The sequence below is a fragment of the Flavobacterium sp. PL02 genome (assembly GCF_035013205.1).
In the GTDB taxonomy this organism is placed as follows: domain Bacteria; phylum Bacteroidota; class Bacteroidia; order Flavobacteriales; family Flavobacteriaceae; genus Flavobacterium.
This window is the reverse complement of sequence record NZ_JAYGJP010000011.1, coordinates 25,381-51,374: the sequence shown is the minus strand read 5'-3', so window position 1 is coordinate 51,374 and position 25,994 is coordinate 25,381. Positions and strand designations below refer to the sequence as shown.

At 32.4% G+C, this 25,994-nt stretch carries 27 protein-coding genes and 1 tRNA gene; 21 read left to right on the top strand and 7 right to left on the bottom strand.

Translation table 11 applies throughout. The features are described 5' to 3' along the window. Positions 1–103 precede the first annotated feature (103 nt). The 3 genes from SHI72_RS21480 to SHI72_RS21470 are packed head-to-tail and all read left to right on the top strand — an operon-like array spanning position 104 to position 2,005. Positions 104–949 carry an alpha/beta hydrolase gene (locus SHI72_RS21480; RefSeq protein ID WP_323491359.1) on the top strand — a complete coding sequence of 282 codons (846 nt, stop codon included), beginning with the start codon at positions 104–106 and terminating at the stop codon, positions 947–949. A 5-nt stretch (positions 950–954) separates the two neighbouring features. Next, positions 955–1,425, top strand: a complete 471-nt coding sequence (locus tag SHI72_RS21475; protein WP_323491358.1) for an RNA polymerase sigma factor — start codon at positions 955–957, stop codon at positions 1,423–1,425. Beyond that, positions 1,415–2,005 (top strand): hypothetical protein, encoded by a 591-nt coding sequence (locus SHI72_RS21470; RefSeq protein WP_323491357.1) that lies wholly within the window; start codon positions 1,415–1,417, stop codon positions 2,003–2,005. The genes SHI72_RS21475 and SHI72_RS21470 overlap by 11 nt, the downstream gene beginning before the upstream one ends. 57 nt (positions 2,006–2,062) lie before the next feature. Here the strand turns inward: SHI72_RS21470 and SHI72_RS21465 are convergent, their stop codons facing one another. Further along, positions 2,063–2,470, bottom strand: coding sequence for an MmpS family transport accessory protein (locus SHI72_RS21465; RefSeq protein WP_323491356.1), 408 nt, complete (start codon positions 2,468–2,470; stop codon positions 2,063–2,065). Positions 2,471–2,644: 174 nt separating this feature from the next. Here SHI72_RS21465 and SHI72_RS21460 point away from each other — a divergent pair, with 174 nt between their 5' ends. The 7 genes from SHI72_RS21460 to rpoN all read left to right on the top strand — a co-directional run bounded on the left by SHI72_RS21460 (position 2,645) and on the right by rpoN (position 12,031). Continuing rightward, positions 2,645–4,648, top strand: a complete 2,004-nt coding sequence (locus SHI72_RS21460; RefSeq protein WP_323491355.1) for an ATP-binding protein — start codon at positions 2,645–2,647, stop codon at positions 4,646–4,648. Continuing rightward, positions 4,635–5,267 (top strand): response regulator transcription factor, encoded by a 633-nt coding sequence (locus SHI72_RS21455; protein ID WP_323491354.1) that lies wholly within the window; start codon positions 4,635–4,637, stop codon positions 5,265–5,267. The genes SHI72_RS21460 and SHI72_RS21455 overlap by 14 nt, the downstream gene beginning before the upstream one ends. 96 nt (positions 5,268–5,363) lie before the next feature. Further along, positions 5,364–6,050: a zinc metallopeptidase gene (locus SHI72_RS21450; protein ID WP_323491353.1), complete on the top strand. Its 687-nt coding sequence runs from the start codon at positions 5,364–5,366 to the stop codon at positions 6,048–6,050. A 244-nt stretch (positions 6,051–6,294) separates the two neighbouring features. Continuing rightward, positions 6,295–7,428 carry an SPFH domain-containing protein gene (locus tag SHI72_RS21445; RefSeq protein WP_323491352.1) on the top strand — a complete coding sequence of 378 codons (1,134 nt, stop codon included), beginning with the start codon at positions 6,295–6,297 and terminating at the stop codon, positions 7,426–7,428. A gap of 8 nt (positions 7,429–7,436) precedes the next feature. Beyond that, entirely contained in the window at positions 7,437–8,498 is a 1,062-nt protein-coding gene (locus SHI72_RS21440; RefSeq protein ID WP_323491351.1) for a hypothetical protein, read from the top strand. Between the two features lie 482 nt (positions 8,499–8,980). Then, the gene (gene asnS, locus SHI72_RS21435; RefSeq protein ID WP_323491350.1) at positions 8,981–10,429 is read left to right on the top strand and encodes an asparagine--tRNA ligase; all 1,449 of its coding nucleotides are present in this window, start codon (positions 8,981–8,983) and stop codon (positions 10,427–10,429) included. Between the two features lie 138 nt (positions 10,430–10,567). Continuing rightward, positions 10,568–12,031 (top strand): RNA polymerase factor sigma-54, encoded by a 1,464-nt coding sequence (gene rpoN / locus SHI72_RS21430; protein WP_039115436.1) that lies wholly within the window; start codon positions 10,568–10,570, stop codon positions 12,029–12,031. Positions 12,032–12,150: 119 nt separating this feature from the next. On the opposite strand, the gene SHI72_RS21425 is transcribed toward rpoN, so the two are convergent. Together SHI72_RS21425 and SHI72_RS21420 are read right to left on the bottom strand one after the other, a co-directional pair. Beyond that, complete coding sequence (locus SHI72_RS21425) at positions 12,151–12,597, bottom strand: hypothetical protein (protein ID WP_086894733.1); 447 nt, start codon at positions 12,595–12,597, stop codon at positions 12,151–12,153. Between the two features lie 40 nt (positions 12,598–12,637). Continuing rightward, positions 12,638–13,228 carry a thymidine kinase gene (locus SHI72_RS21420; protein WP_039115440.1) on the bottom strand — a complete coding sequence of 197 codons (591 nt, stop codon included), beginning with the start codon at positions 13,226–13,228 and terminating at the stop codon, positions 12,638–12,640. Between the two features lie 245 nt (positions 13,229–13,473). Between SHI72_RS21420 and SHI72_RS21415 the strand changes: the two genes are divergently transcribed. From SHI72_RS21415 to SHI72_RS21375, 9 genes are all read left to right on the top strand, one after another. After that, positions 13,474–14,595, top strand: a complete 1,122-nt coding sequence (locus tag SHI72_RS21415; RefSeq protein ID WP_323491349.1) for a hypothetical protein — start codon at positions 13,474–13,476, stop codon at positions 14,593–14,595. Positions 14,596–14,891: 296 nt separating this feature from the next. Next, on the top strand, positions 14,892–15,629 hold the full coding sequence (rsmI, locus tag SHI72_RS21410; protein ID WP_039115477.1) for a 16S rRNA (cytidine(1402)-2'-O)-methyltransferase: 738 nt from the start codon (positions 14,892–14,894) through the stop codon (positions 15,627–15,629). Positions 15,630–15,775: 146 nt separating this feature from the next. Further along, on the top strand, positions 15,776–16,120 hold the full coding sequence (locus tag SHI72_RS21405; RefSeq protein ID WP_323491348.1) for a HopJ type III effector protein: 345 nt from the start codon (positions 15,776–15,778) through the stop codon (positions 16,118–16,120). A 26-nt stretch (positions 16,121–16,146) separates the two neighbouring features. Further along, positions 16,147–16,632: a hypothetical protein gene (locus tag SHI72_RS21400; RefSeq protein ID WP_323491347.1), complete on the top strand. Its 486-nt coding sequence runs from the start codon at positions 16,147–16,149 to the stop codon at positions 16,630–16,632. Between the two features lie 37 nt (positions 16,633–16,669). Beyond that, complete coding sequence (gene recJ, locus SHI72_RS21395; protein WP_323491346.1) at positions 16,670–18,367, top strand: single-stranded-DNA-specific exonuclease RecJ; 1,698 nt, start codon at positions 16,670–16,672, stop codon at positions 18,365–18,367. Position 18,368: 1 nt separating this feature from the next. Next, entirely contained in the window at positions 18,369–19,646 is a 1,278-nt protein-coding gene (locus tag SHI72_RS21390) for an MFS transporter (protein WP_323491345.1), read from the top strand. A gap of 3 nt (positions 19,647–19,649) precedes the next feature. Beyond that, positions 19,650–20,573: an alpha/beta hydrolase gene (locus SHI72_RS21385; protein WP_323491344.1), complete on the top strand. Its 924-nt coding sequence runs from the start codon at positions 19,650–19,652 to the stop codon at positions 20,571–20,573. Between the two features lie 279 nt (positions 20,574–20,852). After that, on the top strand, positions 20,853–21,209 hold the full coding sequence (locus tag SHI72_RS21380; RefSeq protein WP_039115449.1) for a hypothetical protein: 357 nt from the start codon (positions 20,853–20,855) through the stop codon (positions 21,207–21,209). An 83-nt stretch (positions 21,210–21,292) separates the two neighbouring features. Then, positions 21,293–22,504: a cytochrome c3 family protein gene (locus SHI72_RS21375; protein WP_323491343.1), complete on the top strand. Its 1,212-nt coding sequence runs from the start codon at positions 21,293–21,295 to the stop codon at positions 22,502–22,504. Positions 22,505–22,803: 299 nt separating this feature from the next. Here the strand turns inward: SHI72_RS21375 and SHI72_RS21370 are convergent, their stop codons facing one another. From SHI72_RS21370 to SHI72_RS21355, 4 genes are read right to left on the bottom strand one after another with little or no spacing between them, the layout of a single operon-like run. Beyond that, entirely contained in the window at positions 22,804–23,562 is a 759-nt protein-coding gene (locus tag SHI72_RS21370; protein ID WP_323491342.1) for a UDP-2,3-diacylglucosamine diphosphatase, read from the bottom strand. A gap of 15 nt (positions 23,563–23,577) precedes the next feature. Beyond that, positions 23,578–24,030, bottom strand: a complete 453-nt coding sequence (locus SHI72_RS21365; protein ID WP_039115454.1) for a 6-pyruvoyl trahydropterin synthase family protein — start codon at positions 24,028–24,030, stop codon at positions 23,578–23,580. 32 nt (positions 24,031–24,062) lie between these two features. Next, positions 24,063–24,239: a hypothetical protein gene (locus SHI72_RS21360; protein ID WP_165572123.1), complete on the bottom strand. Its 177-nt coding sequence runs from the start codon at positions 24,237–24,239 to the stop codon at positions 24,063–24,065. A gap of 5 nt (positions 24,240–24,244) precedes the next feature. Continuing rightward, entirely contained in the window at positions 24,245–25,012 is a 768-nt protein-coding gene (locus SHI72_RS21355) for an enoyl-CoA hydratase/isomerase family protein (protein WP_323491341.1), read from the bottom strand. A gap of 104 nt (positions 25,013–25,116) precedes the next feature. Between SHI72_RS21355 and SHI72_RS21350 the strand changes: the two genes are divergently transcribed. Together SHI72_RS21350 and SHI72_RS21345 are read left to right on the top strand one after the other, a co-directional pair. Then, positions 25,117–25,190: transfer RNA gene (locus SHI72_RS21350), tRNA-Ala, on the top strand. 232 nt (positions 25,191–25,422) lie between these two features. Continuing rightward, positions 25,423–25,989: an NfeD family protein gene (locus SHI72_RS21345; RefSeq protein WP_323491340.1), complete on the top strand. Its 567-nt coding sequence runs from the start codon at positions 25,423–25,425 to the stop codon at positions 25,987–25,989. Positions 25,990–25,994: the final 5 nt, after the last annotated feature.

Below are 25,994 nucleotides of genomic sequence, written 5' to 3'. Positions count from 1 at the left end.
AATTTGAAATTTTTTATTGAAATTTTTATTTTTGTTGTAACATTTTAACAACTCCTGTATCTAAAAGGCAAATTCTATCATTTAACAACTAAAAACTATTAAAATGAAAAAGTATATCTTCTTAGTTATCGCCCTTTTATTTTCAGCATTATGTTTAAATGTATTCGGACAAACAAAATCATATCCGTTTGAAATTACCAAAACTGGAAAAGGAAAACAATCTATAATCTTCTTACCCGGATTTGCTAGTTCTGGAGATGTGTGGAACGAAACAAAACCTAACTTCGAAAAAGATTTTACCTGTTATGTTTTTACAATGGCGGGTTTTGCAGGAGTAAAACCGCAACCAAATGCTTCTTTTATAAATTGGGAAACAGAAATCGCTAATTACATAAAAGCTAACAAAATAGAAAAACCAATTTTAGTAGGTCATAGTATGGGTGGCGGACTCGCATTAGCTCTCGCCGCAGATTATCCGGAATTGATAGGTAAAATTATAGTAGTTGATGCTCTTCCTTGTTTGTCGGCTTTAATGGATCCTTCTTTTAAAGCAAAAGAAAATAATGATTGTACGCCAATAATCAATAAAATGACAGCAATGTCTGAGGAGCAATTTTCTGAAAATCAAAAAAAATATCTTCCAAGACTTTTAGAAGATGCTACAAAACAAGATTTATTACTTAGCTGGAGTGTTAAATCCGACAGAAAAACATTTGCCGAAATGTTTTGTGATTTTTCTAACACTGATTTAAGAGATAAAATCGCAACCATAAAATGTCCTTCACTCATATTACTTGAAGCTTATTTTGTAAACATGAAACCTGCTATCGAAGCTCAATATAAAAACTTAAAGAATGCTAATCTTCAATATGCCAACAAAGGATTACATTTTATTATGTACGATGATAAAGATTGGTATTTAGCCCAACTATCCAACTTTATAAAATAGAAATAATGGAGTTTGAAGAATTATACAAATCCTATTGGCAAAAGATCTTTAGGTTGTGCATGGGTTACGTAAATGATTATGACATTGCGCAAGATATAGCTCAGGAAACTTTTATTATTGTCTGGCAAAAGCTTCAGACTTTTAGAAACGAAGCTAGTATTGGAACATGGATTTTTAAGATTGCATCTAATAATTGTTTGCGACAAATAGAAAAAGGAAAACGTTTCCCTAAATCAGAACTTCCGATACATATTACAGAAGAAAAAGAATATTCACTGGAACCACAAATTCAGTTTTTATACAAATGCATTGCCGAGTTACCAGAAACCGACCGTATTATTATTTCGCTTGAACTTGAGGATGTAAAGCAAGCCGAAATAGCCAAAATCGTAGGTCTCTCGGAAGCGAATATAAGAGTGAAAATTCATAGAATTAAAGAAAAACTAACTCTAAAATTTAAAGAAAATGGACAATAATATAGACTTTAAAGATTTATGGAAAAAACAAACCGTAAGTCAGCCCAATATAGAAGATTTACTGGCAAGATTAAAGCAATTTAAAAAAGCTGGAGTACGTACTTTATGGATTACCAATATTTTGCTTTTTGCAACCTGTGCCTTCATTATTTTTGTTTGGTACACTTATCAACCGGAATTTATTTCGACAAAAATTGGAATCGTTTTAACGATTTTAGCAATGGTTATTTATTTGGTTTTTTATAATCGATTAGTATCAACGTATAAAAATATTGTTACCGCTCAAACCAATCAGGAATATTTACAGAAACTAATTTTAATTAAAAAGAAGCAACAATTTATGCAATCTACAATGTTGAGTTTGTATTTTTTTTTACTTGGAGTTGGAATTTGTTTTTATCTCTATGAATATACATCGAGAATGGCGACTTTATGGATCGTTTTTACTTACGGAGTAACTTTGCTTTGGATGGGCTTTAATTGGTTTTATATTCGTCCAAAACAAATTAAAAAGCAACAGTCAAAGTTGAATGATCTAATTGCAAAATTTGAAGAAGTGAATAATCAATTAGAATCATAAAAAAAAAGCTTTGTATTATTACAAAGCTTTTTTTTAACCTTAATGTTTTTATATAAATTATTGTGGAAAAAGAAAAGGTGCAAGAGTTACAATAATGATTCCATCACTGTTTGCTTTTGCAGTAGATTCTTTTACTACTTCTCCGCCAACATAGATTTTAGCAGTTAATGTTTGGTCCTTAACACCACCATGACCGTTTGCGCTGAATGTTATTCCTGGAACACCTGCATCTACAGTAATTTGTTTAGTCCAAGGAAGACTTGTAACATCTTCATTTAGTGGACTTCCGCCTTTATCAAAATAAATTGCGCTAAGTTCTCCAGTAAAATTTCCTGTTATTTCATATTTTACATCTCTTGATTTAGTTACTTGTTCTTGCTCATTATTGTCATCGCTACTACTACATGATGCAGTTACAAAAACCAAGGTTAGCAAGAACATAATTTTTTTTAAAGTCGTTTTCATGATTGAATTCTTTGGGTTTATTTATATTTAATAATCATTTTAACAAATATAAACCTGAACAAAAAATAGGACAATACCTGATAAAATGTAATTTATTCTACCTGATATCAGGTAAAAAATTGAAAAAGATTTTGAGAAAAATTTAATTTTAATAAATTTGATAAAACACAATTTATGACCAAAATCGGCTTTTATTTATTCCTTATATTCTTCTCAACTACCACTTACTCACAAGTTATACTTTCGCTAGATGATGACACCGTTTATATAGATAGTATTGCCAGAGTCACCAAAAACACCCAATCCGACAGTTTAAAAACTTTATATAGTTTTAGATTATCAAAATTGTACCTAATGGTTCAGGATGTAAAAAAATCTAAAGAATATCTCCAAGAAGCCAATAAACTAAAAACTAAATTTCCCTTTTTAAATGATGTTTCTATTTATTATAACGCTTTTAGTTTTCTAGAAAAAGGTGATGCCGATGGCTATGAAAAAACACTAGTTGAAGCCAATAATAAATTAAAAAAATATAATACTACCGAAGCCTATAGATTACGTGCCATTATACTCCAGAATTATGGCATCATGCAACAAAGAAAAAACAATGAAAAGGGCTACATGAAAATATTAGTTTATGAAGCTATTCCTGTTGCAAAGAAAAGTGGCGATTATGAACTAATAAGTAGTTTATACAAAGCCATTGCTATTATTTTTATGAATACGAATGAACGCGAAAAGGCAAGTGAGTATCTAAATGAAGCACAATATTACATCGAAAAAGCAACCAAAAGATCTCCTACTCTAGCAGAATCTAAAATGGAGACTTATATTATCAATGCTGAAAATCTGGTAGAATTAAAGCGCTTTTATGATGCCAGAAAAACATTAGATAAAGCATATTCTAAATTATCAAAATATCCAGAATCAAATCTTAACGATTCTTACTTTTATGCAGAAGGAATATATTATGCAAAACAAAACCAACATTCTAAAGCTTTAGAAAGTTATGAAAAAGGAATTAAATCAGCCCAAAAACATCAAAATCTCATTGCTTTAAACCGATTAAAATTTGCCGAATATGAGGTTCTCTTTAAGTTAAAAGATTACGAAAAAGCCAAAAAAAATCTAGAATATCTTTTAGACAACACTCCGTTTATTGTAGATAAAAAAAACTATTACAATGAATTGGCAAAAGTTTACAATGCAACCAAAAATCATGAAAAAGCTTATTTCTATTCTAACAAATACAATACTGTAAATGATAGCCTGAATGAATCTAAGTTTCAGAACGAAATTGTAGAACTTGAAGCTAAATATAAAAAGGCTGAAAGCGAGAAAAAAATAACACTCCTGCAATCCCAGAATGATAAAGCAGCTTTATTAGCAAATAACAATCGCTTAAACTCTATCCTTTTTGGTGTGTTATCATTCGTTTTATTTCTTACGGTTTTGTTTTTATGGATATTAAACAAAAATCAAAAAAAATTAAGTTTCCAAAAAGAAGTTAATCACCAACAAGAATTAACTGCTCTCGAAAACCAGAAAAAGCTATCCGTTTCAAACGCCTTGATAGAAGGTGAAGAAGTGGAGAGGAAAAGAATCGCAAGAGATTTACATGACGGTCTTGGTAGTATGCTTTCAGGATTAAAAATGCATATGAATCTGGCCGAAAAAGAAAATGCTACAAATAAAATAGAAGTCGGAACTTTACTAGACAACTCGATTAAGGAACTAAGAAATATTTCTCAAAACTTAATGCCTGAAAGTTTATTAAAATTAAATTTAGAAAATGCGTTAAGAGATTTATGCATAGCCAATTCAAACTCAAAAACTAATATTGAGTTTCAGTATTTGGTACAAAACCAGAATTTACCTAAGAATTATGAAATCATGATTTACAGGATTATTCAGGAATTATTAAACAATGCGTTAAAATATGCCAAGGCATCACAAATTCTGGTTTCTTGTTCTCAGAACCAAGATGTTTTTTTTATTACAGTCGAAGACAACGGGATTGGTTTTGATGCCTCTAAACTAAAAAACAATACTGGAATGGGTTTAAGAAATATTAAAAACCGTGTAGAATTCTTAAACGGAAAATTAGAAATTGATAGTAAAGAAAACAAAGGAACTTCTACCTATATCGAATTAAAAGTAAAACATGAAGACTTATAAAACTGTTATTGTAGATGATCACCCGATTGTAATTTCGGGAGTTTCAGGATTACTCACCGATTTAGATAAGATAGAACTTGTTCAAACATTAGAATCTGGAGTTACACTTCTTGATTATATTGAAGCTAACAAAGTCGATTTAATTTTAATGGACATTTTTTTACCCGTAATAAATGGTGCCGATCTATGTAAAACAATCAAGCAAAAACATCCAAGAGTAATCATAATCGGAATGAGCAGTCAGTCTGAAAGAAGTCTGGTAATGCAATTTATCCAAAACGGAGGAAATGGCTATATCCTTAAAAATGCTTCTTTTAAAGAGTTTAAACGTTGCATTTATAAAGCTATCGATGGCGAAATTGTATTTAGTGACGAAGTAAAAACAATTATTAGCCAGCCATTATCTGAAGATTTAGAACAAGTTCCAAGTCTAAGTCGCAGAGAAAAAGATATTGCAGTATTACTCTCTAAAGGAAAATCGACTCAGGAAATTGCCGATGAATTATTTTTAAGTTTTTTGACTGTGCAAACCCATAGACGAAACATTCTGCAAAAATATAAGATGAAAAATGTTGCCGAATTAATGACGCATCTTCTTAAAAATAACCTCTTAAACTAAATAAAGTTTAAAATGACAAAATGACATTTTTTTAATTTGGTTCAGAAATTGCTATTTATCTCATAACTTTAAACAATAAACTAAAAAACAAAAGATATGGGAATGAGTTATTTAATTCTTGCTGGAGCGATTATGTTATTTAGCTGGTTAGTTAGTTCAAGACTAAAAAGTAAATTCGAACAATATTCGAAATTGCAATTACAAAACGGAATGAGCGGTGCAGAGATTGCCGAAAAAATGCTTGCCGATAATGGTATCCGTGATGTTAGAGTAATTTCGACTCCTGGTCAGCTAACAGACCATTATAATCCAGTAGATAAAACAGTAAATTTAAGTGAGGCCGTTTACAACCAACGTAATGCCGCTGCGGCTGCCGTTGCTGCACACGAATGTGGGCACGCTGTACAGCATGCAGTAGGATACCAATGGTTAACAATGCGTTCTAAATTAGTACCGATTGTAAGTGTTGCTTCGACTTATATGCAATGGATTTTGCTTGCAGGTATCCTAATGCTTCGTAGCTTTCCGCAATTATTACTAATTGGGATTATCATTTTTGCAGCAACTACAATCTTTTCGATTGTGACTTTGCCTGTAGAATATGATGCTAGTAATCGTGCTCTTGCTTGGTTAGAAAGCAAACGAATGCTTACACAACAAGAACAAGCTGGTGCAAAAGATGCTTTAAAATGGGCTGCAAGAACATATGTAGTAGCTGCTATTGGTTCGATTGCTACTTTATTATATTATGTCTCTATTTATATGGGAGGAAGAAGAAATTAATTAGTTCTAAGGTTCTATAAAAAAATCCGTTTTTTACAAAACGGATTTTTTTATTTATACGATTTTGTTTTTCAGTCCTGCAAGGTTTCTTTTAACCTTATAGGACTTGTACATTCTCTAAATTGACACATTTTCTAATTATCTTAATTAGCTCATTAACTTATTTGCCTCTTTTTAAATTTAACTCACTTTAAAAGAAAACAAATTATTCTTACATTTGATTTCTAAATTAATTAGATTAAAAATGGGAATATTTGATAGGTTAAAAAATGAGTTTCTAGATATTATCGAATTTATAGATAATAGCAATAACACTCTTGTTTACAGATTTGAAAGATTTCAGAACGAAATAAAGAACAATAGTAAACTTATTGTTAGAGAAGGCCAACAAGCCATCTTTATGAATGAAGGTAAGATTGCCGATATTTTTAACGCAGGAACTTACAATTTAAATACCCAAAACTTACCTATTTTATCTACTTTAAAAGGCTGGAAATACGATTTTAACAGTCCATTTAAAGCAGAGGTTTATTTTATAAACACTCGAAATTTCATCGACCAAAAATGGGGAACAAAAAACCCTTTAATTTTAAATGATGACCGTTTTGGAATGCTTGAAATTAGAGCCTTTGGAACTTATACTTTTAAAATTGTCGATGCTCAAAAATTCATACTAGAAATTGTTGGTACTGACGGGCATTTTACTACCGAAGAAATTAACGAACAATTAAAAAGCATAATAGTATCTCGTTTTACCGATGCTATAGGCGAAGCCAACTTACCTATAGAATCTTATGTAGGCAACACTAGTGAGCTTTCGGCTACCGTCTTTACTATCATGAAAGATGATTTTGCTGCTTACGGAATTGAACTTAGCAAATTCTTACTTGAAAACACTTCTATGCCAGAGGATGTTAAGAAAGAGATTTTTGAATTAAGTCGTCTTAACAAAATCGACATGAAAAAGTTTACGCAGTATAAAACAGCTCAATCTATTGAAAAAGCTGCCGAAAATCCATCTGGAATAGCAGGAACTGCCTTTAGTTTTGGAACTGGTATGAATATGGCGAGACAAATGATGCAATCTTTTGAAGAGCCTTTTCAAACAAGCTCTTTCTCCTCTTTTTCGAGTCATCAGATGCCTCCTCAAGCACCTCCGCCTTTACCAACAACGGGAATAACATATTTTGTAGCTATTAATAATGCGCAAGCTGGACCTTTTAACGAAAGTCAGATTTCGCTTTTAATTGAAAAAGGACAATTATTAGCAGATACTTTGGTATGGAATCAAGGAATGACGGGATGGGAAAAAGCATCGAGTGTCCCTGGGTTACAAAATTTATTTACTCAAACTCCTCCTCCTCTACCTAACATCTAATTTATAAAATGGAAAACGCCGAAATTAAAAACGAAACATTAAAAGCTTTCGACTGTAATAATTGTGGAGCTGGATTAAAATATAAGCCAGGAACAACTACCTTAATATGCGAATATTGTAATACCAAAAATAACATCCCACAGGAACAAACGATTATTGAAGAAAATGATTTTGTAGCTTATCTTGAAAAATTAGAGTCAGAAAATTCAGTTGTTGAAGAAACGTTACAATGCAAAAGTTGTGGTGCTGCTTCGACTATAAATATAAATTCAAAATCTTCAGATTGTCCGTATTGCAACACTCCATTAATGGATGGCAATAAAAAAGAAGATAAAACTATAAAGCCTCAATATTTATTGCCTTTTAAAATAGACAAACAAAAGGCATCTCTATTGGCATATAATTGGGCAAAAGACACTTGGTTTACAAAAAAAATCCAACCGTCTTCTATCGATTTATCTGGAGTTTATGTTCCTCATTGGACATATGATATGCAAACCAGCACAAATTATGCACTGGAAAGAAAACAAGTAAACGGTAACAATACTTATACGCAATCTACTTCGGGGAATCTTTCTCTCTCTTTTGATGATGTTGTAGTTCCTGCTTCTGGAACTGTAGATGCGAGTTTGCTAACAAAAGCAGGTCCTTGGATTACCAAGAATCTTGTTAATACAAACGACCAATATCTGAGTGATTATATTGTAGAAAAATATAAAATAAGTTTAAAACAAGGTTTTTACGTAGGTAAAAAAGCTGTTGACGAAGCTATTCGTCAAAAAGTAAGCTCTCAATTTGGAATAGGCGGTAATACAACAATTAAGTCTATCCAGAGTCAATATCATAACATAAAATTCAAACATATTTTATTACCACTTTATGTTGTTACTTATGATTATAATGGCAAAAAAAATATTCTTTACATTAATGGTAATACCGGAGTTGTAGCTGGCATAAGACCTAAGAGCCCTATTCATAATTTTTTTAAGAAAGTTGCAATAGTTCTTTTTATAATTACAGGTGCTCTTGTATTACTACTTATTTTATTGACTTGGTTCGGTGCTGCTTAATAGGATAATGTCTCAATGAGAAAATTAGATAATTAGATAATTATAAACCCGATAGACCTAAAAGCCTATCAGGTTTGTTTTTTTTATAATCCTGCAAGGTTTTAGAAACCTTGTAGGTATTATTCTAATTTTGTTGATGCTAATAAATTCTGTATTGTTATTCTAACAATCCCCAAGCTTCGGGATAAAACTTGTTAGGTATTTTTTTATTGATTCTTATACCTACAAGGTTAAAAAACCTTGCAGGATTTGTACATTATCTAATTTTCACATTAACACATTATCTAATTACCTTATTTTACTCCCACTTCTAGCCCTGATAGTAGCGGCATCCTTTATGTTTTTTCTTTAAAAACATAAAGATATAGCGGATAGCAGGAAATAGCTCCTTACTTCGCAACTCCTTATGGCAATTACAAACATTTCGATTATATTTGCATTTCGATTGAAAGACAATTTTTAATATCAATTCTAAAATTAAAATGAGACACACAAAAGTTAAAGACTTATTAAACAGTACTACGACGCTTCAGGAGGTTAATGCAAAAGGATGGGTAAGAACTTTTAGAAATAATCAGTTCATCGCTCTTAATGACGGTTCTACCATTAATAATATACAATGTGTTGTTGATTTTGAAAATACACCAGACGAAACTTTAAAGAGAATCACTACTGGTGCTGCGATTTCTGTAACAGGAAATTTGATTGAAAGTAAAGGTGCTGGTCAGAGTGTTGAAATTCAGGTTACAAAACTAGAAATCTTAGGAGATTCGGATGCAGAGAAATTCCCAATACAACCAAAAAATAAACCGAGCTTAGATTTCTTACGTGAAAATGCGCATTTACGTGTACGTACGAATATGTTTGGTGCAATTATGCGTGTACGTTCGGTATTATCATTTGCGGTTCATAATTATTTTCAACAAAAAGGTTTTGTGTATGTAAATACGCCAATTATTACTGGATCTGATGCTGAAGGTGCTGGAGAAATGTTTAAAGTTACAGCTTTACCATTTGACAATACTCCAAGAACTGAAGATGGAAAAGTAAACTATAAAGAAGATTTCTTCGAAAAAGAAACAAATTTAACCGTTTCTGGACAATTAGAAGGTGAAACGTATGCAATGGCTTTGGGTCAGATTTATACTTTTGGACCAACTTTTAGAGCAGAAAATTCAAATACTTCTCGTCACTTGGCAGAATTTTGGATGATTGAGCCTGAAGTTGCTTTTAATAATCTTGATGACAACATGGATTTGGCTGAAGATTTTATTCAGTACGTAATTAAATACGCTTTAGACAACTGTAAGGATGATTTAAAATTCCTGGAAGCTAGACTTCTAGATGAAGAAAAATCTAAACCTCAGGCAGACAGAAGCGAAATGGCTTTGTTAGAGAAATTAAACTTCGTTTTAGAGAACAACTTTAAACGTGTATCTTATACAGAAGCTATTGATATCTTAAGAGATTCTACTCCAAATAAAAAGAAAAAATTCAACTATATCATTAACGAATGGGGAGCTGATTTACAATCGGAGCACGAGCGTTACTTGGTGGAAAAACACTTTAAATGTCCGGTAATTTTATTTGATTACCCTGCCAACATAAAAGCGTTTTATATGCGTTTAAATGATAACACTGAACCAGGAAAAGAAACTGTTCGCGCAATGGATATCCTTTTCCCTGGAATTGGAGAAATCGTAGGAGGTTCTGAAAGAGAAGAACGTTACGACGTTTTAATCGAAAAGATGAAAGCCTTAGAAATAGACGAAGAAGAATTATCATGGTATTTAGACACCAGAAGATTTGGTTCTGCAACTCACGCAGGTTTCGGACTTGGATTTGAAAGACTTGTTCTTTTTGTAACTGGAATGACAAACATTAGAGACGTGATTCCTTTCCCGAGAACTCCTGGAAATGCAGAGTTTTAGTAGAAAGTTATTTGTTATTTGTTATGAGTTAAGCGTTAAACCTTAACTCATAATTATTTTAAAAATAAAAACGTTATGAATTATAAGTTATAAGTCAAGCAACTCATAACTTATAACTCATAACTCTTAACCCAAAATATGCTAAAGCAATTTTTAAATTTAAAATTATCTCAGAAATTATCTCCTCAGCAAATTCAGTTGATGAAGTTAATTCAATTGCCTACGCAAGCTTTTGAGCAACGTTTATTAGAAGAAATGAACGAAAATCCAGCTCTAGAAGCTGGAAAAGAAGAAGAGTACGAAGCTGACGAATTTGCTAATGAAGAATACGATGATTATGATGATGCTGAATCGGACAGAATCGAAGCAGACGACATTAACATCGACGAATATTTAAGCGACGACGATACTCCAGATTATAAAACGCAAGCCAATAATTATAGTGATGACGACCAGGAACGCGAAACTCCATTTGCATCGCCTGTTAGTTTTCATCAGGATTTAATTAATCAGTTAAATACTTTTATCTTAAATGATGAAGAGCGTGAAATAGCCGAATTCCTTGTAGGAAGCATTGATGATATGGGATATATACGAAGAAGTATTCCTGATATTGTAGATGATATGGCATTTACGCAAGGTATTTATACGGATGAGGCAATGGTCGAAAAAATGCTGAATGTAATTCACGAACTAGAACCTTCGGGCGTTGGCGCACGTGATTTACAGGAATGTTTATTGCTACAATTAAAACACCGAACTCCAACAGAATACGTAGAATTGGCAATTGATATTATCGAAAACCAATTTGATGCTTTTACCAAAAAGCACTACGATAAACTGTTACAAAAATATAATGTTTCGAATGAACAACTTAAAAAAGCAGTTCACGAGATAGAAAAATTAAATCCTAAACCAGGAGGTGCATTTACAGGAAACAATAAAGTTACCGAGAATGTAGTTCCCGATTTTGCGATACGTATTGTTGACGGCGAGCTTGAATTGACCTTAAACGGAAGAAATGCTCCATCGTTACACGTTTCTAAAGATTATCAGGAAATGATGCAAACGTATAAGGATTCCAGAGATAAATCGACAGCTCAAAAAGATGCTGTACAGTTTATAAAACAAAAACTGGATTCGGCTAAATGGTTTATCGACGCAATCAGACAACGTCAGGAAACATTATTTGTAACCATGAATGCGATTATGCATTATCAGGAAGAATACTTCCTGGATGGTGATGAGACCAAACTAAAACCGATGATTCTTAAAGATATCGCCGATATGGTTGGGTTGGATATTTCGACAATTTCGCGAGTTGCAAACAGTAAATATGTTGAAACTCCTTATGGAACAAAACTGATAAAAGAATTTTTCTCGGAAGCAATGAAGAATGATCAGGGCGAAGATGTTTCGACTCTAGAAATCAAGAAGATTTTACAAAATACAATCGAAGAAGAAGACAAAAGAAAACCTCTTCCTGATGATCAACTTGCCGAAATTCTTAAAGAAAAAGGATATCCTATTGCTCGAAGAACTATTGCAAAATATCGTGAGCAACTTGATATTCCTGTAGCAAGAATGCGTAAAAAAATGTAATTGTTTTTTTTACCATTAAGAAATTAAGAAAATTAAAGTTTTAATTCTTCTATTAATTAAACATAAAAAGAAACCCGACAATTAATTAATAATTGTCGGGTTTCTTTTTTGTAATTTCTTTATTTATACTGCTCAGGAATTATTTTTATCTTGAATAAAAACTCATTCTTTTTATCGTTATAACTATAAATCAGAGTGAAATTATTATCTCTAAAATCTTTAAGTCCCGGATTTGCCTTGGCAGTACTTAGCAAACTTTCTTCGATGTTCTTGCTTAAAGCGCCAACATCTGTAGTTTCTTTGTCGTTATTTACTAAGGTTAAATTGTATTGAGCAACTCTTTCCTGAATTAAACTAACGCTGTCTAAACGAATTCCTTCCTGAATCGTTAATGGACAATTTTTATTGTACTTATTAACCAATTCCGTCATATGTTTATCGACAGCAGATGGTCCTTTAAAAAAATAATACTGAATCAAATTTGCAGAAATTGCCAGAATCGCCACAATTACAACTGCTATTATTACTTGCGTAATTACTTTTCTTTTCTTGCTTTTTTCCTGCATTATTATTTATTTAGTTATTGTTTCCAGAAAAATAATAAGTCTATTTTTCCTGATTCTTTTTCATCGCATTATAATAAGCTGCACGGCTTAACGGCTCATATTCTTCGGTTTCGCCTAACATAACCAATTTATCATTGTCGGTTTTACGGAAACTATAATTAGCCAGATTTCCTGTTCTTGTACAAACAGCGTGAACTTTAGTTACATATTCAGCTGTAGCCATAAGTCCCGGCATTGGCCCAAACGGATTTCCTTTAAAATCCATATCCAATCCTGCTACAATTACACGAATTCCCTGATTAGCAAGGTCGTTACAAACGGTAATAATTTCGTCGTCAAAAAACTGAGCTTCATCAATCCCGATAACGTCACAGCCTTGTGCAAGAATAGCAATATTTGCTGCTGCAGGAACTGGTGTTGAACGAATTTCGTTTGCGTCATGCGACACAACCATTTCGTCATGATAACGAGTATCAATAGCTGGTTTAAAAATTTCGACCTTTTGCTTGGCGAATTGAGCTCGTTTTAATCTGCGGATTAATTCTTCGGTTTTACCCGAAAACATTGACCCACAAATAACTTCAATCCATCCAAATTGTTCTTTGTGATTTACTGTATTTTCGAGAAACATTTTGTATTTTTCTACCTTTAAAGATGAATAGTTTTTATTACTTTGTACTGGTAATAAATCAACATAAAAATTCGATACTTTTACGTTTTTTCAAAAGTAGAAAATTTTTATCAAATCAAAGATTCGGGAGCAGTAATTTAAAGAAATAAAAAAAATATTGCACAATGTTTCTTTCATTTTTTGATTTTCATCAAAAAGAATACGCATTAATAAACAAGCCTAACACATTATAATTTTCAAACGTTATGAAAAAAAAATTGGAAGCCGATTTAATCAGCATTGCACATCGAATTTTAAAACTTAAAAACAAGTCCGATATCAATCAATTATATCTTGAAACGCAGAAATTATATGAAAAATTGGCCGTTTTGAAATTTATTGATGAAAATTTTGAAGATGCTAAACCAACTATCGGTCGTAGCCAAATAGATACTACCATTGCAACTGCATTTGAAAAAGAAGAAGCAATACAACCAGAAAAAACTATTGTAATCGAAGAACCGATTGCAAAAGAAGAAATCATTGTAAATGAAGTTATAGAAACTCCTATCGAAGAGGTTACTGAACCAGTTGCAGAAGCAGTAATAGAAACCAAAACGGAAGAGGTTATAGAAGAAGTTGTTGCAGAAACTGAAGAAGCTATCGAAGAGATTCCTGAGCCATTTTTAAAAGAAGTAATTGAAACCAAAACGGAAGAGATTATAGAAGAAGTTGTTGCGGAAACCGAGGAATCTATCGAAGATATTCCTGAGCCATTTTTAAAAGAAGTAATCGAAACTGAAGAGATTACAGAAGAAGTTGTTACGGAAGTTCCTGAACCAATAAAAGCCGAAGAGGAAAAAGTTGAAGAAGTAGTAGAAGCTCCAACTCTTGATTTTTCTCCTGCTTTTGAGCTAACTCCTGAAACAGAAGAAGAAACTCCAAAAAAATCAGACGTTGTACATATCTCATTTGAGGATTTAGGTATTGATTATAGTAATGCCCAATTTGTAAAAGTTGATAGTTTTGAAGCCGTATCTCCTACTCCATCAGCTCCAATAGAGTTTAAAGAGAAAAAGAAAGAAGTAGTTACAAAAGAAACAACTACAACAGCAGTTTTAGAAGAATCCAGACCAGTTTCTTTAAACGAAAAACTTTCAAAAGGATTTCATGTTGATCTTAACGACCGTATTGCATTTACAAAAAATCTTTTCGGGAATAGCCCAGAAGATTACAATCGCGTTTTAAACCAATTAATCACATTTGATAGTTTTGGCGAAGCCAATGAGTTTCTTGAAAACATGGTGAAACCAGATTACAACAACTGGGAAGGAAAAGACGAATATGCGGAACGTTTCGTAAGCATTATCGAGAAAAAATTCTCATAAAAAATAAAACACAAATTTCAAGAAAGTATTTTAGGACTTTGACACTCGAGCGATAGCGAAGGACGGATGAAGTAAAGAGTTACTAACTTAAATTGTCTATAAAGGGACGCGGATGATACGGATTTACAAAAGTAAAGCCGCGGATTAAAACTGATTTAAAAACAATCAAAAATAAAATCCGTTTTAATCCGTGTTTTCGCGATAGCGAATCCGCATAATCCGCGTCCTTTCGCAAAGAGTTAGATAGAATCATTTGTGTTAACTAAAAATTGATTAAACAGAATTCAGAAAAAATTATGTCTAAATTATATATTGTTCCCACGCCTATTGGCAATCTTGAAGACATGACTTTTCGAGCCATTCGCATTCTTAAAGAAGTAGATTTAATTTTAGCCGAAGATACCCGTACAAGTGGCAAACTCTTAAAACATTTTGAGATTGGCACACATATGTACAGCCATCATATGCATAACGAACACAAAACTACCGAGAGTTTAATCGCAAGATTAAAAGCCGGAGAAACTATCGCCTTGATTTCGGATGCGGGAACTCCTGCAATATCCGATCCTGGTTTTTTGCTTACTCGTGCTTGTGTCGAAAATAAAATCGAAGTAGAATGTTTACCCGGTGCAACCGCTTTTGTTCCTGCATTGGTAAATAGCGGATTACCAAATGATAAATTTGTTTTTGAAGGTTTCTTGCCTGATAAAAAAGGAAGACAAACTCGTTATTTGGCTCTAGCCGAAGAAACCCGAACCATGATTTTGTATGTTTCTCCACATAAATTAGTAAAAACTTTAGCTGAATTTATCACTTATTTTGGTGAAGACAGACAAGTTTGTGTATGCAGAGAATTATCAAAACTACACGAAGAAAACGTTCGTGGAACTGCACAAGAAGTATTGGCACACTTTGAAAAAACAGCTCCACGCGGAGAAATTGTCGTAGTTGTTGCTGGAAAAACAATAATAAAAGAACCTAAGAAAAGTAAATTTTCTAAGGACGACAAAGAAGACGAAGAAGAAGAGAACTAAAAAATAATTTATGCCACAGATTAAAAGATTCTCACAGATTAAAAATTGAACAATTTATATTTTCAAAAAAAATCCTTTAAATCCTTTAATCTGTGGCAAAAAAAATTATCTGCAAAACTGAGCAGATGCCAATAAAGCTTAAAACTATGACAATCCAAGCCTTTTTAGAAAAACTAAAACAAACTCCAACCGAAATAACTTTCCCTGAAACTATTGCTGTAATCGAAGAAAATTACACGTTTACACCAACTGCATTCCAGAATGGAACTCAACACAATGCTACTGGCGAAAACTCAGGTTCTTGTAAATTATTTGCTCTTGCAAAAGCACAAAACCTTTCTAAGGAAGAAACCTTGGCTTGTTTTGGAGCTTTTTATTTTAAAGAAGTTTTAGGAGATCCAAACGGAACCAATCATCAAAACATCCGTAATTTCATGAACACAGGTTGGGACGGAATTCAGTTTGAAGGTGAAGCTTTGAAACAAAAATAAATGCTAACATCATTATTTAATAAAATATGAAGGAAAGACTAAAGGAAATTGCAGTAATAATATTTCTGTTTATAATAGGCATTCCTTTATCTATATTATTTCTTCCTTTTATTATACTTTTTTTAATATTTGATTTTTTTCAAAGAAAACGCTTTAAAAAAAGATATATTAATTATTTATCATCAATTGAAGGAAAAAAATTCTTCTGTTATAATACTCGAAAAAACGGGCATCACTATATTGAAAAAAACGTTATTCCGAAACTTGCTGACGACATTGAATATATTTTCATGGAAGGTAAAAATTTAAAATCCGCATATGCTAGAGAGTATATTTCCCATATGCTATTTGCCATTTCTGATCGAAAAGGTTTTCCTTACTTAATAAAAATTAATAATGGAAAAGCACTGGACAAGTCTTTAAATAGTCAGTTTTACAACTTTAAAAGTCAAAATAAAAATTCTGACGATTTAATTATTTTAATAAATGACAACTTTAATAAGCTAAAATAAATCTTAGATAACTTTAAACTAAAATCTAAAATCAACCATGCGTTGGACATTAAAACCAAAACCTTCCGAAGATAAAATCAAACATTTAGCTCAAGTTCTAAATGTAGAAGATTTTGTTGCAACTTTATTAATCCAACGTGGTATTGAAACTTTTGATGATGCTAAGAATTTCTTTCGTCCATCGTTAGAACATCTTCATGATCCGTATCTTATGAAGGATATGGACAAAGCAGTTTCCCGAATAGAACTTGCAATTGCCAATCAGGAAAACATTCTTGTTTTTGGCGATTATGATGTCGATGGTACAACGGCTGTTTCTTTAGTTTCTTCTTACTTAAAATCATACTACCCGAATGTAGCAACCTACATTCCGGATCGTTATGCCGAAGGTTATGGAGTTTCTTTCATGGGAATTGACTTTGCTGATGACAATGGATTTTCATTGATTATCGCTTTAGACTGTGGTATAAAATCTATCGATCATGTCGCTTACGCAAAAGAACGAAACATAGACTTCATTATTTGTGATCACCACCGTCCTGGAGAATTTCTTCCCGATGCGGTTGCCGTTTTAGATCCAAAAAGAGAAGATTGTTTTTATCCTTATGATGAATTATGTGGTTGTGGTGTAGGTTTTAAATTAATTCAGGCTTTAGGAACAAATCGTAATCAAACTATTGACGATTTATTTCCTTACTTAGATTTGGTTGCAACTGCAATTGCTGCAGATATTGTACCAATGACGGGTGAAAATAGAGTTTTAGCTTATTACGGCTTACAAGTTATTAATAGTGATCCAAGACCAGGAATAAAAGCTTTGGTTCACCAAGTAAAGAAAAAAGTACTCGACATTACCGATGTTGTTTTTATCATAGCTCCACGAATTAATGCAGCTGGTCGTATCAAACACGGTAATCACGCTGTCGAATTATTAACTGAATTCAACTTTGAACAAGCGCAACAATTTGCATCTGAAATAGAAAAATACAATGCCGACCGTAAGGATCTAGACAAACAAATTACCAAAGAAGCTTTTCAGCAAATAGAACAAAATCAGGAACAGAATCGCTTTTCGACAGTTGTTTTTCAGGAAGACTGGCACAAAGGCGTAATTGGTATTGTAGCTTCCCGATTAATAGAAACGTATTATCGCCCCACGCTTGTTTTTACAAAAAGCGGTGATAAATATGCTGCTTCGGCAAGATCTGTAAAAGGTTTTGATGTATATAATGCTCTTGATGCTTGTTCCTCTCATTTAGAACAATTTGGAGGACATATGTATGCAGCCGGAATGACTTTAAAAGAAGAAAATTATCCTGCTTTTAAAGAAGCTTTTGAAAGACAAGTAGAAAAAACTATTCTACCCGAAATACTAACTCCCGAAATTGAGATCGATGCCGAAATCAATTTTACAGATATTACTCCAAAATTAATTCGAATCTTAAAACAGTTCGAACCTTTTGGGCCTCTTAATATGACTCCTGTTTTTATGACCAAAAACATAAAAGATACAGGTTATGCAAAAGCAATGGGTGCAGATGAAGACCATCTTAAACTTTTTGTAAAGCAATCCCGAAGTCTCGGGACCGAAGGAATTTCGGCAATAGGATTTGGTTTAGGCAAAAAATTAGATCTTACAACTAATCAAAAACCATTTCAAGCAGCTTATTGCATCTCAGAAAACGAATGGAATGGCAACGTTTCTACTCAATTAATGTTAAAAGATATCCAGTAACATGAAAGATAAAGCCAAGAAAAATGACCCATACGCAGCATTGCGTATCAGAGAATTTAATGTTTTTTTATTATTGCGTTTTGCCATGGTTTTTGCCTGGTCAATGCAATTTATTGTAATCGAATGGGAAGTTTATAGTTTAACCAAAAATCCTCTTTCGCTAGGAATTATAGGTTTGATGGAAGTAATTCCTGCAGTTTCTATGGCCCTGTTTGCTGGTCATATTGTAGATCAAAATGAAAAAAAGGGATTATTAGTAAAATGTATTTTAGGCTTTTCGGTTATTAGTTTTGGTTTATTTTTATTGACATGGCCAAAAGTAGTAAGTGGTTTCTCTAAAGAAGCTATTTTATATTCTATTTACTTTTTGGTTTTTTTAGGCGGATTAGTAAGAGCTTTTCTAGGCCCAACAATTTTCTCCCTTATATCTTTAATTGTTCCCAAAAAATTATACCCAAATGCTGCAACCTGGAGTAGTTCTGTTTGGCAAGTAGGTTCTGTTTTAGGCCCTGCAATTGCGGGTTTCTCTATTAACTGGATTGGCGTACATTGGTCTATGTGTTCTGTTTTTGCCTGTTCACTTTTTGCCTTAATTGCCTTATCACAAATAAGTACCAAACCTATTTTGAATCCAAAAATTGGTGAACCAATCATGGAAAGTTTAAAAGAAGGAATCAAGTTTGTATTTAACAACAAAACCATCTTAGGTGTATTATCTCTGGATATGGTCGCAGTTCTGTTTGGTGGAGCAGTTGCTTTGTTACCCATATTTGCTCAAGACATTTTAAAAGTTGGCCCAGAAGGATTTGGTATATTAAGAGCCGCTCCGGCAATTGGAGCTTTTATTACGATGCTAATCTCTGCCTATGTTCCTTTGTATAAAAAAGCGGGAATGAAACTTTTGGGCGCTATTTTTGTTTTTGGACTATGCATTATTCTCTTTGGTGTTTCTACCATATTCTGGCTTTCGGTTGCCGCTTTATTTTTAAGTGGTATTGCCGATGGAATTTCGGTTGTTATCCGACAAACCATTTTACAACTAAAAACTCCGGATCATATGCGTGGTCGTGTTGCTGCAGTAAACTCCATGTTTGTAGGTTCATCTAACGAATTGGGAGCTTTTGAAAGTGGTTTAACTGCTAGATTAATGACACCTGTAATTTCAGTAGTTTTTGGCGGAAGCATGACACTATTAACTGTTTTAGGTTTTGGAATATCGTCTCCAACTTTTAGAAAACTAGATTTACAAAAAGACATGGAAGACCATCAAAACATGTAGTAAATGAAAATAACATTCTTATTCTCGTTTCTTTTTTTGACATTCTTAGCGAATGCTCAAGCATTATATATAAAAACATACGGAAACAAAACGGATACACCAATTATATTCATCCACGGTGGACCAAGTGGAAACGCTACTCTTTTTGAAGGCACTAATACTGCCGAAGAACTTTCTAAAAGAGGGTTTTATGTAATTGCATATGACCGTAGAGGCGAAGGAAGATCTACAGACCCAAATGCCACATTTACCTATAATGAAGCCTTTAAGGATTTAAATGCCATTTATAAAACTTACAATCTAAAAAAAGCAACATTACTCGCTCATAGTTTTGGCGGCTTGGTTGCTACACTTTATTCTGAAAAATATCCTGAAAAAATTAATTCTCTAATTCTTATCGGAGCTTTATTTTCACAACAAAAAACGTACAATCATATTCTGGATTCTGTCAAAAAAATCTATACTAAGAATAATGATTTAGCTATGCTTGATAAAGTTTCTCATGTAGAAAAACTTGACAAAAATTCTGCTGAATATAGAAAAGGTTGCTTCGAACTGGCTGGAGAGAATAGTTTCTTTAAAATACCAAAACCTACAACTGAATCTAAAGCATTATATCATCAATATGAAATAAGTGATTTTTATAAAACGAATATTCGAAATAAAAATGCTCCTCTGTTGTTTTATAAAAATGAAAAGCAAAACAATATCGATACAAAGCCTATTCTTCAGCAATTAAAAAAGAAAGGAATGCCTATTTATGCTATATATGGAAAACAAGATGGTATTTTTTCTGCTTCAGAAATCGCTGCTTTAAAGAATATTGTTGGCAAACAAAATTTCATATCTATCGAAAACTGCTCTCATTATTTATTTGTAGACCAACAAAAAGAATTTCTAGATAGCATTTATAAGTGGCTTAAATAAATCAGGCAATTTTTAAATCATTTAGTTCAGTTATATAAAACCATATAAGTTATATAAGTTCATTTAAGCTTTACGCAAATAAGCTTCGTCTTATATTTTCTTATATAACTTATATGGTTCATTCCCCCTTTTTAATGCAATAATTAAGAATGTTGATCAAAACTCACCTAATCTAATTTTAGACTATTTATTTCGTTAACAAAAATTAACCTATTTTATGATTTTTTTATTTAGAATTGATATAAATAATAATTATATTTGTTTCTATAATTGAAGAACATGAGAGAAATAGAACAAATATATCATAACGACTTTGGAATTTCCTTTTATTGGAAAAACCATAATGAGACCCTTTTTGACAAAATACAACTGATTTTTAAAGAAACAGGGTTCTACTTTTCAGTATCTGAACTAAAAGATTTTGATGATTTAATCGAAGATAGTTTACTTACAAATGCATGTTGTGATGAATGTGCTTTAAAAAACAAATGCCATAAGTTTTTGCTAAAAACTCCTTGTACCCAAATAGATTTAGCTGTTTCTATGGATGAACTAAAAGCGATTGAAGATTTGGTAAAAGGTTCTTTATTTAAGATTGAACTTGAAGAATATGTTTACGGAGTTGGCTTAAATTAAGATAAATTCTCTGTTTTTTAACATCAATTCTTTCATAATTAAATATATTTTGATTTTATTCAAAAAAAAGTATATTTACATTAATGAAAAATACCAGTACGCTTTTTATCCTTTTATTTTTAGTTGTTTTATTATCTAACTGCAGCAATAAATCCGATGAATATATTGATCCACGCGGAACCGATTATGCTGGCTCCGAAAGCTGCATACAATGTCATCAAGCCGTATATCAAAAAGCAATACAAAGTTCACACTATAAAGCAACCGCAGCAGCTATAAAGGGGAATGTTTTAGGTAATTTTAATTCTGGAGACCATGTTTTTGTTTACGATAAAAACACCAAGATGGTCATGGAAGAACGAAATGATAGTCTTTATCAGGTTTTATACAAAAACGGAAAAGAAGTTGAAGCCCGCAAACTCGAAATAGTTTTTGGAACCAAACACGCTCAAACTTCCGTATTCTGGCGTAATAACAATACATACGAATTGCCGCTTTCCTATTACACATCTGTTCATAGTTGGGCAACAAGCCCAGGGTTTTCGGCTGAAAAACCTTATTTTGACCGAAAGGTGGTCAAAGATTGTTACGGATGCCATAGCTCTAATATAAGCAGCAGAAATGTAGACCAAAGCTCTAAAGACAAGAACTTTATGTCTATGGATGTAGAAGATGTGATTAATAAAAAAACAATCGTTTATGGTATTGACTGTGAGCGTTGCCACGGACCTGCCAAAGAACACGTTAACCAACACTTAAAATTCCCTGACTTAAAAGTTGCAAAAAACATTGTTACCTATAAATCATTGACCAGACAACAAAAATTAGACGCTTGTGCATTATGTCATTCTGGAAATGACGGAATGAAAATGAAATCTAGATTTGACTTTAAACCCGGAGACAATCTTTCGGAGTATTTTAGAAGTTCGCATAGCCCAACCGACACAACCGATTTTGATGTGCACGGAAACCAATTTAAGTTATTACTACAAAGTAAATGTTTTACAAAAAGCGAAACTATGGATTGTATTTCTTGTCATAATCCACATGAAAATGCAACAAAAAACTTAGCTACATACTCAAAAATATGTATGAGTTGCCATAACACTGTAAAACACAATACGCCAACAATTAAAACAATCTCGGATAACTTACTAAAAGATAATTGCATAGAATGTCATATGCCGAAAAAACCATCGGGAGTAATTAGTTTTCGACTTTCTAAAGCATCCAAAGACTCCAATTATATGTTAAGAACACATAAAATTGCTATTTACCCGAATAAGAAAAAGTAATTATTAGGTAGCTTTAAACATATAAGTCATTTAAGAAAATATAAGTTTTAAAGTATTCGGCTTAAATGAACTTATATCATTAACTATCTAAGTTTTTCTAAAACTTCAACATAATTCAATAAAATTATTCCAACCATATAAGTCATTTAAGAAAATATAAGATTTAGAATACTTGCATTAAATGAACTTACATAACTTAAATGGTTCACTCTTACCCAATCTACTTAAACAATTTAAGAGAATATAAACTTTTGAATACTTGTTATAATCAAACTTAAGTAGTTAAACGAACAAGGCAATTATTTCCCGAATTCTTTTAGTTCAAAAGTTTCACCGTCGAAAACACCGTAGGTAAAATATCCTATCCAATCCCCTAGGTTTACATAATTAGAATCCTCACCTACAGAAATAATCATAGGCAAATGACGGTGACCAAAAACAAAATAATTATAATGCTTGGTTTCAAGTTTGCGTTTAGCATACAATACCAACCATTCGTTTTCTTCACCCAAGAATTTCACGTCTTCGTCGCCAGAAATCAATTTGTTTTTTACAGATAAGTATTGGGCTAATTTTACACCAACATCTGGGTGGAGCCAACGAAAAATCCATTTTGAGAACGGATTTGTAAAGACTTTTTTCATTCTTTTATATCCTTTATCTCCAGGACCTTTTCCGTCGCCATGACCAATCAGAAATGTTTTAACTCCAAAAGTGAATTCTGCATTATCATGATAAACAGGAATATTAAGTTCAGTCTGAAAATAGTCACTCATCCATAAATCATGGTTCCCTACAAAGAAATATATAGGGATTCCGCTATCGCGAATTTCTGCCAATTTACCCAAAACACGAATAAATCCTTTTGGCACAACGGTTTTATACTCGAACCAAAAATCGAATAAATCACCTAATAAAAAAATTGCTTCAGCATCTTTTTTTACCTCATCAAGCCACGCAACAAATTTTTGTTCGCGGGGAAAACTTAACTCAGGTGTTGGTGCTCCAAAATGTTGATCGGAAGCAAAATATACTTTTTTATTATTGGGTAATTGCATGAAAATAGATTTCGATTACAAATTATCGCTTGCGTACCATTCAGCAAATGATGATTCAGTTTCTTGAAGTTTTAAAGAGAAAAGAGAGATATTTGTTGGCAATCTTTTGATAATTCTTTCAGAAAAATCAACAACCATATTTTCACTTGTTGGCTGATAATCAACTAAAATCACGTGATGTCCACGGTTTTTTAATTCCTTTGCTAATTCTATATGTGGTGTCGTTTCATTAAAAACGGTAGCATGATCAAACTGATCAACGATTTCTTCTTTTACAATTTTCTTTAAATCCGAAAAATCAATTACCATTCCATGCTTTACATTATCACGGTCTGTAATTGGAGAGCCAATAACTGTTACAGAAAGTTTATAACTATGTCCGTGGACATTTTTACATTTTCCATCATATCCGTAAAGCGCATGTCCTGTTTCGAAACTAAATTGTTTTGTAATTCTGATATTACTCATCGAGTTGTATTTTAGATTGCAAATTTACAAAATTAAAAACCGTTTTTTTCTCTTTTTTTGGCTCTACTATACATCCAATAGGCAACTCCTACTAAAATCACGAACGGAATAAAGGAACCTATAACTACTCCTATTTGATAACTTGCATCGGGAGCAGACTTCATTTTCTCTGCAACGTCCACTTTAAGAGCGAATAAAACAATATTCATATTTATTAATTTTTAAATTGTGCCAAGGCTTTTTTTGTAAAATCAGACAAAACTAATTTTCCTGAAATACGAGCGCGTTCAGAAAGTAATGAATCCCAATTTTCTGTTCCTTCCCAAATAACTTTCTTCATCTCTGCCAATGCATCAGGATTATAACTTGCTAATTTTAAAGCAAAATGAGATAATTCTTCATCCAACTCCAGTTCATTTTCAAGCACTTTGGCAAAAAGACCTTTGTGGTTTGCCCAAATTGCCGATTTCCATTCGTGAGCAGCAAGAGTCATCTCAGTCATTGCCGTTTTCCCTATTTTTCTAGAAACAGCTGGTTCTATAACAAAAGGTCCAATCCCGATAGCAAGTTCCGAAAGTTTAGCAGAACTATCTTGCGTTGCAAAAGCATAATCGCAAGCAGCAGCAATACCAACTCCACCTCCAACAACTTTGCCCTGAATACGCCCTATAATTATTTTAGAACAATTGCGCATAGCATTGATAAGATGTGCAAATCCAGAGAAAAATTCGGTTCCCTGTTCTTCATTTTCAACTGCTAAAAGTTCATCAAAAGAAGCTCCTGCACAAAAAGCACCACTTCCTTCACTTCTTAAAATAATAACTGTTACAGACTTATCTTTACTCAAATTATCAATTTCCTTAGTTAGTTTATTAAGCAAAGTTCTAGGAAAAGAATTACTAGCCGGATGACCAAACTCAATAGTTGCTATTTTATTTTGGATTATGGTATGAAGTAAACCATTTTGATTTTCTGAACTCATATTGTTGTTTTTATTGTAAAGTTACGGTTTTGAAGAATATTTTCAGTCGATACTATTTGAAATTTGTTTTTTGATAATTAATTGACTTTATTTGCAATCACTTTGGGGGATTAGCTCATTTGGCTAGAGTGCTTGCCTGGCAGGCAAGAGGTGACCGGTTCGAATCCGGTATTCTCCACAAAATAAAACAATAAACCCTTGTAAATTAGTTTTTACAAGGGTTTTCTTTTTTTTATAATACTCTAAAAATCACTCACATATATTCAAACTTATTCTTTTACTTTAAAACCTTATTGTGGTCCTTGCTGATTTAAACTAGCTCTACTTTTGCAAAAAATTTATAGCAAATACAAAATGCTATCTATTTATAAAGAAGCTAAAGGCTTTTTTAGCTAAAAAGAATCACAATTATGGAAATGTTAGAGAACTTAGATCCTTTGCTCCGCGCCTTTTGGTTTGTTGCTATACCTACAAGTGTAATTTTTATTATTCAAACTATCCTATCATTTATTGGTGCTGACTCCTTTCATGGGCTTGATGCTGATTTTGATACTGATTTAGGAGGCACTGACGAACAGTTTCATTTATTCTCATTAAGGAATTTAATTAATTTTCTTTTAGGCTTTAGCTGGACAGGAATTTCCTTTTATGCAACCGTTCCTAATAAAACCTTAATTGTCATTTTAGCTCTATTGGTCGGAATTGTGTTTGTCTTTTTGTTTTTCATAATTATTAAACAACTACAAAAATTAGCCGAAGACAATTCTTTTAAAATCATAAATACATTAAACAAAACTGCCGAAGTTTATTTAACGATTCCCGAAAGTAAGAAAGGAAAAGGTAAAATTATGATTAGTGTAAATGGTGCATTTCACGAATTAGAAGCAATGACCGAAAAGAATACAATTGCATCTGGTGCAGTCGTAAAAGTCGTAAAAATAGAAAACGACAATATCCTAATAGTAGAAATAATTTAATAAAC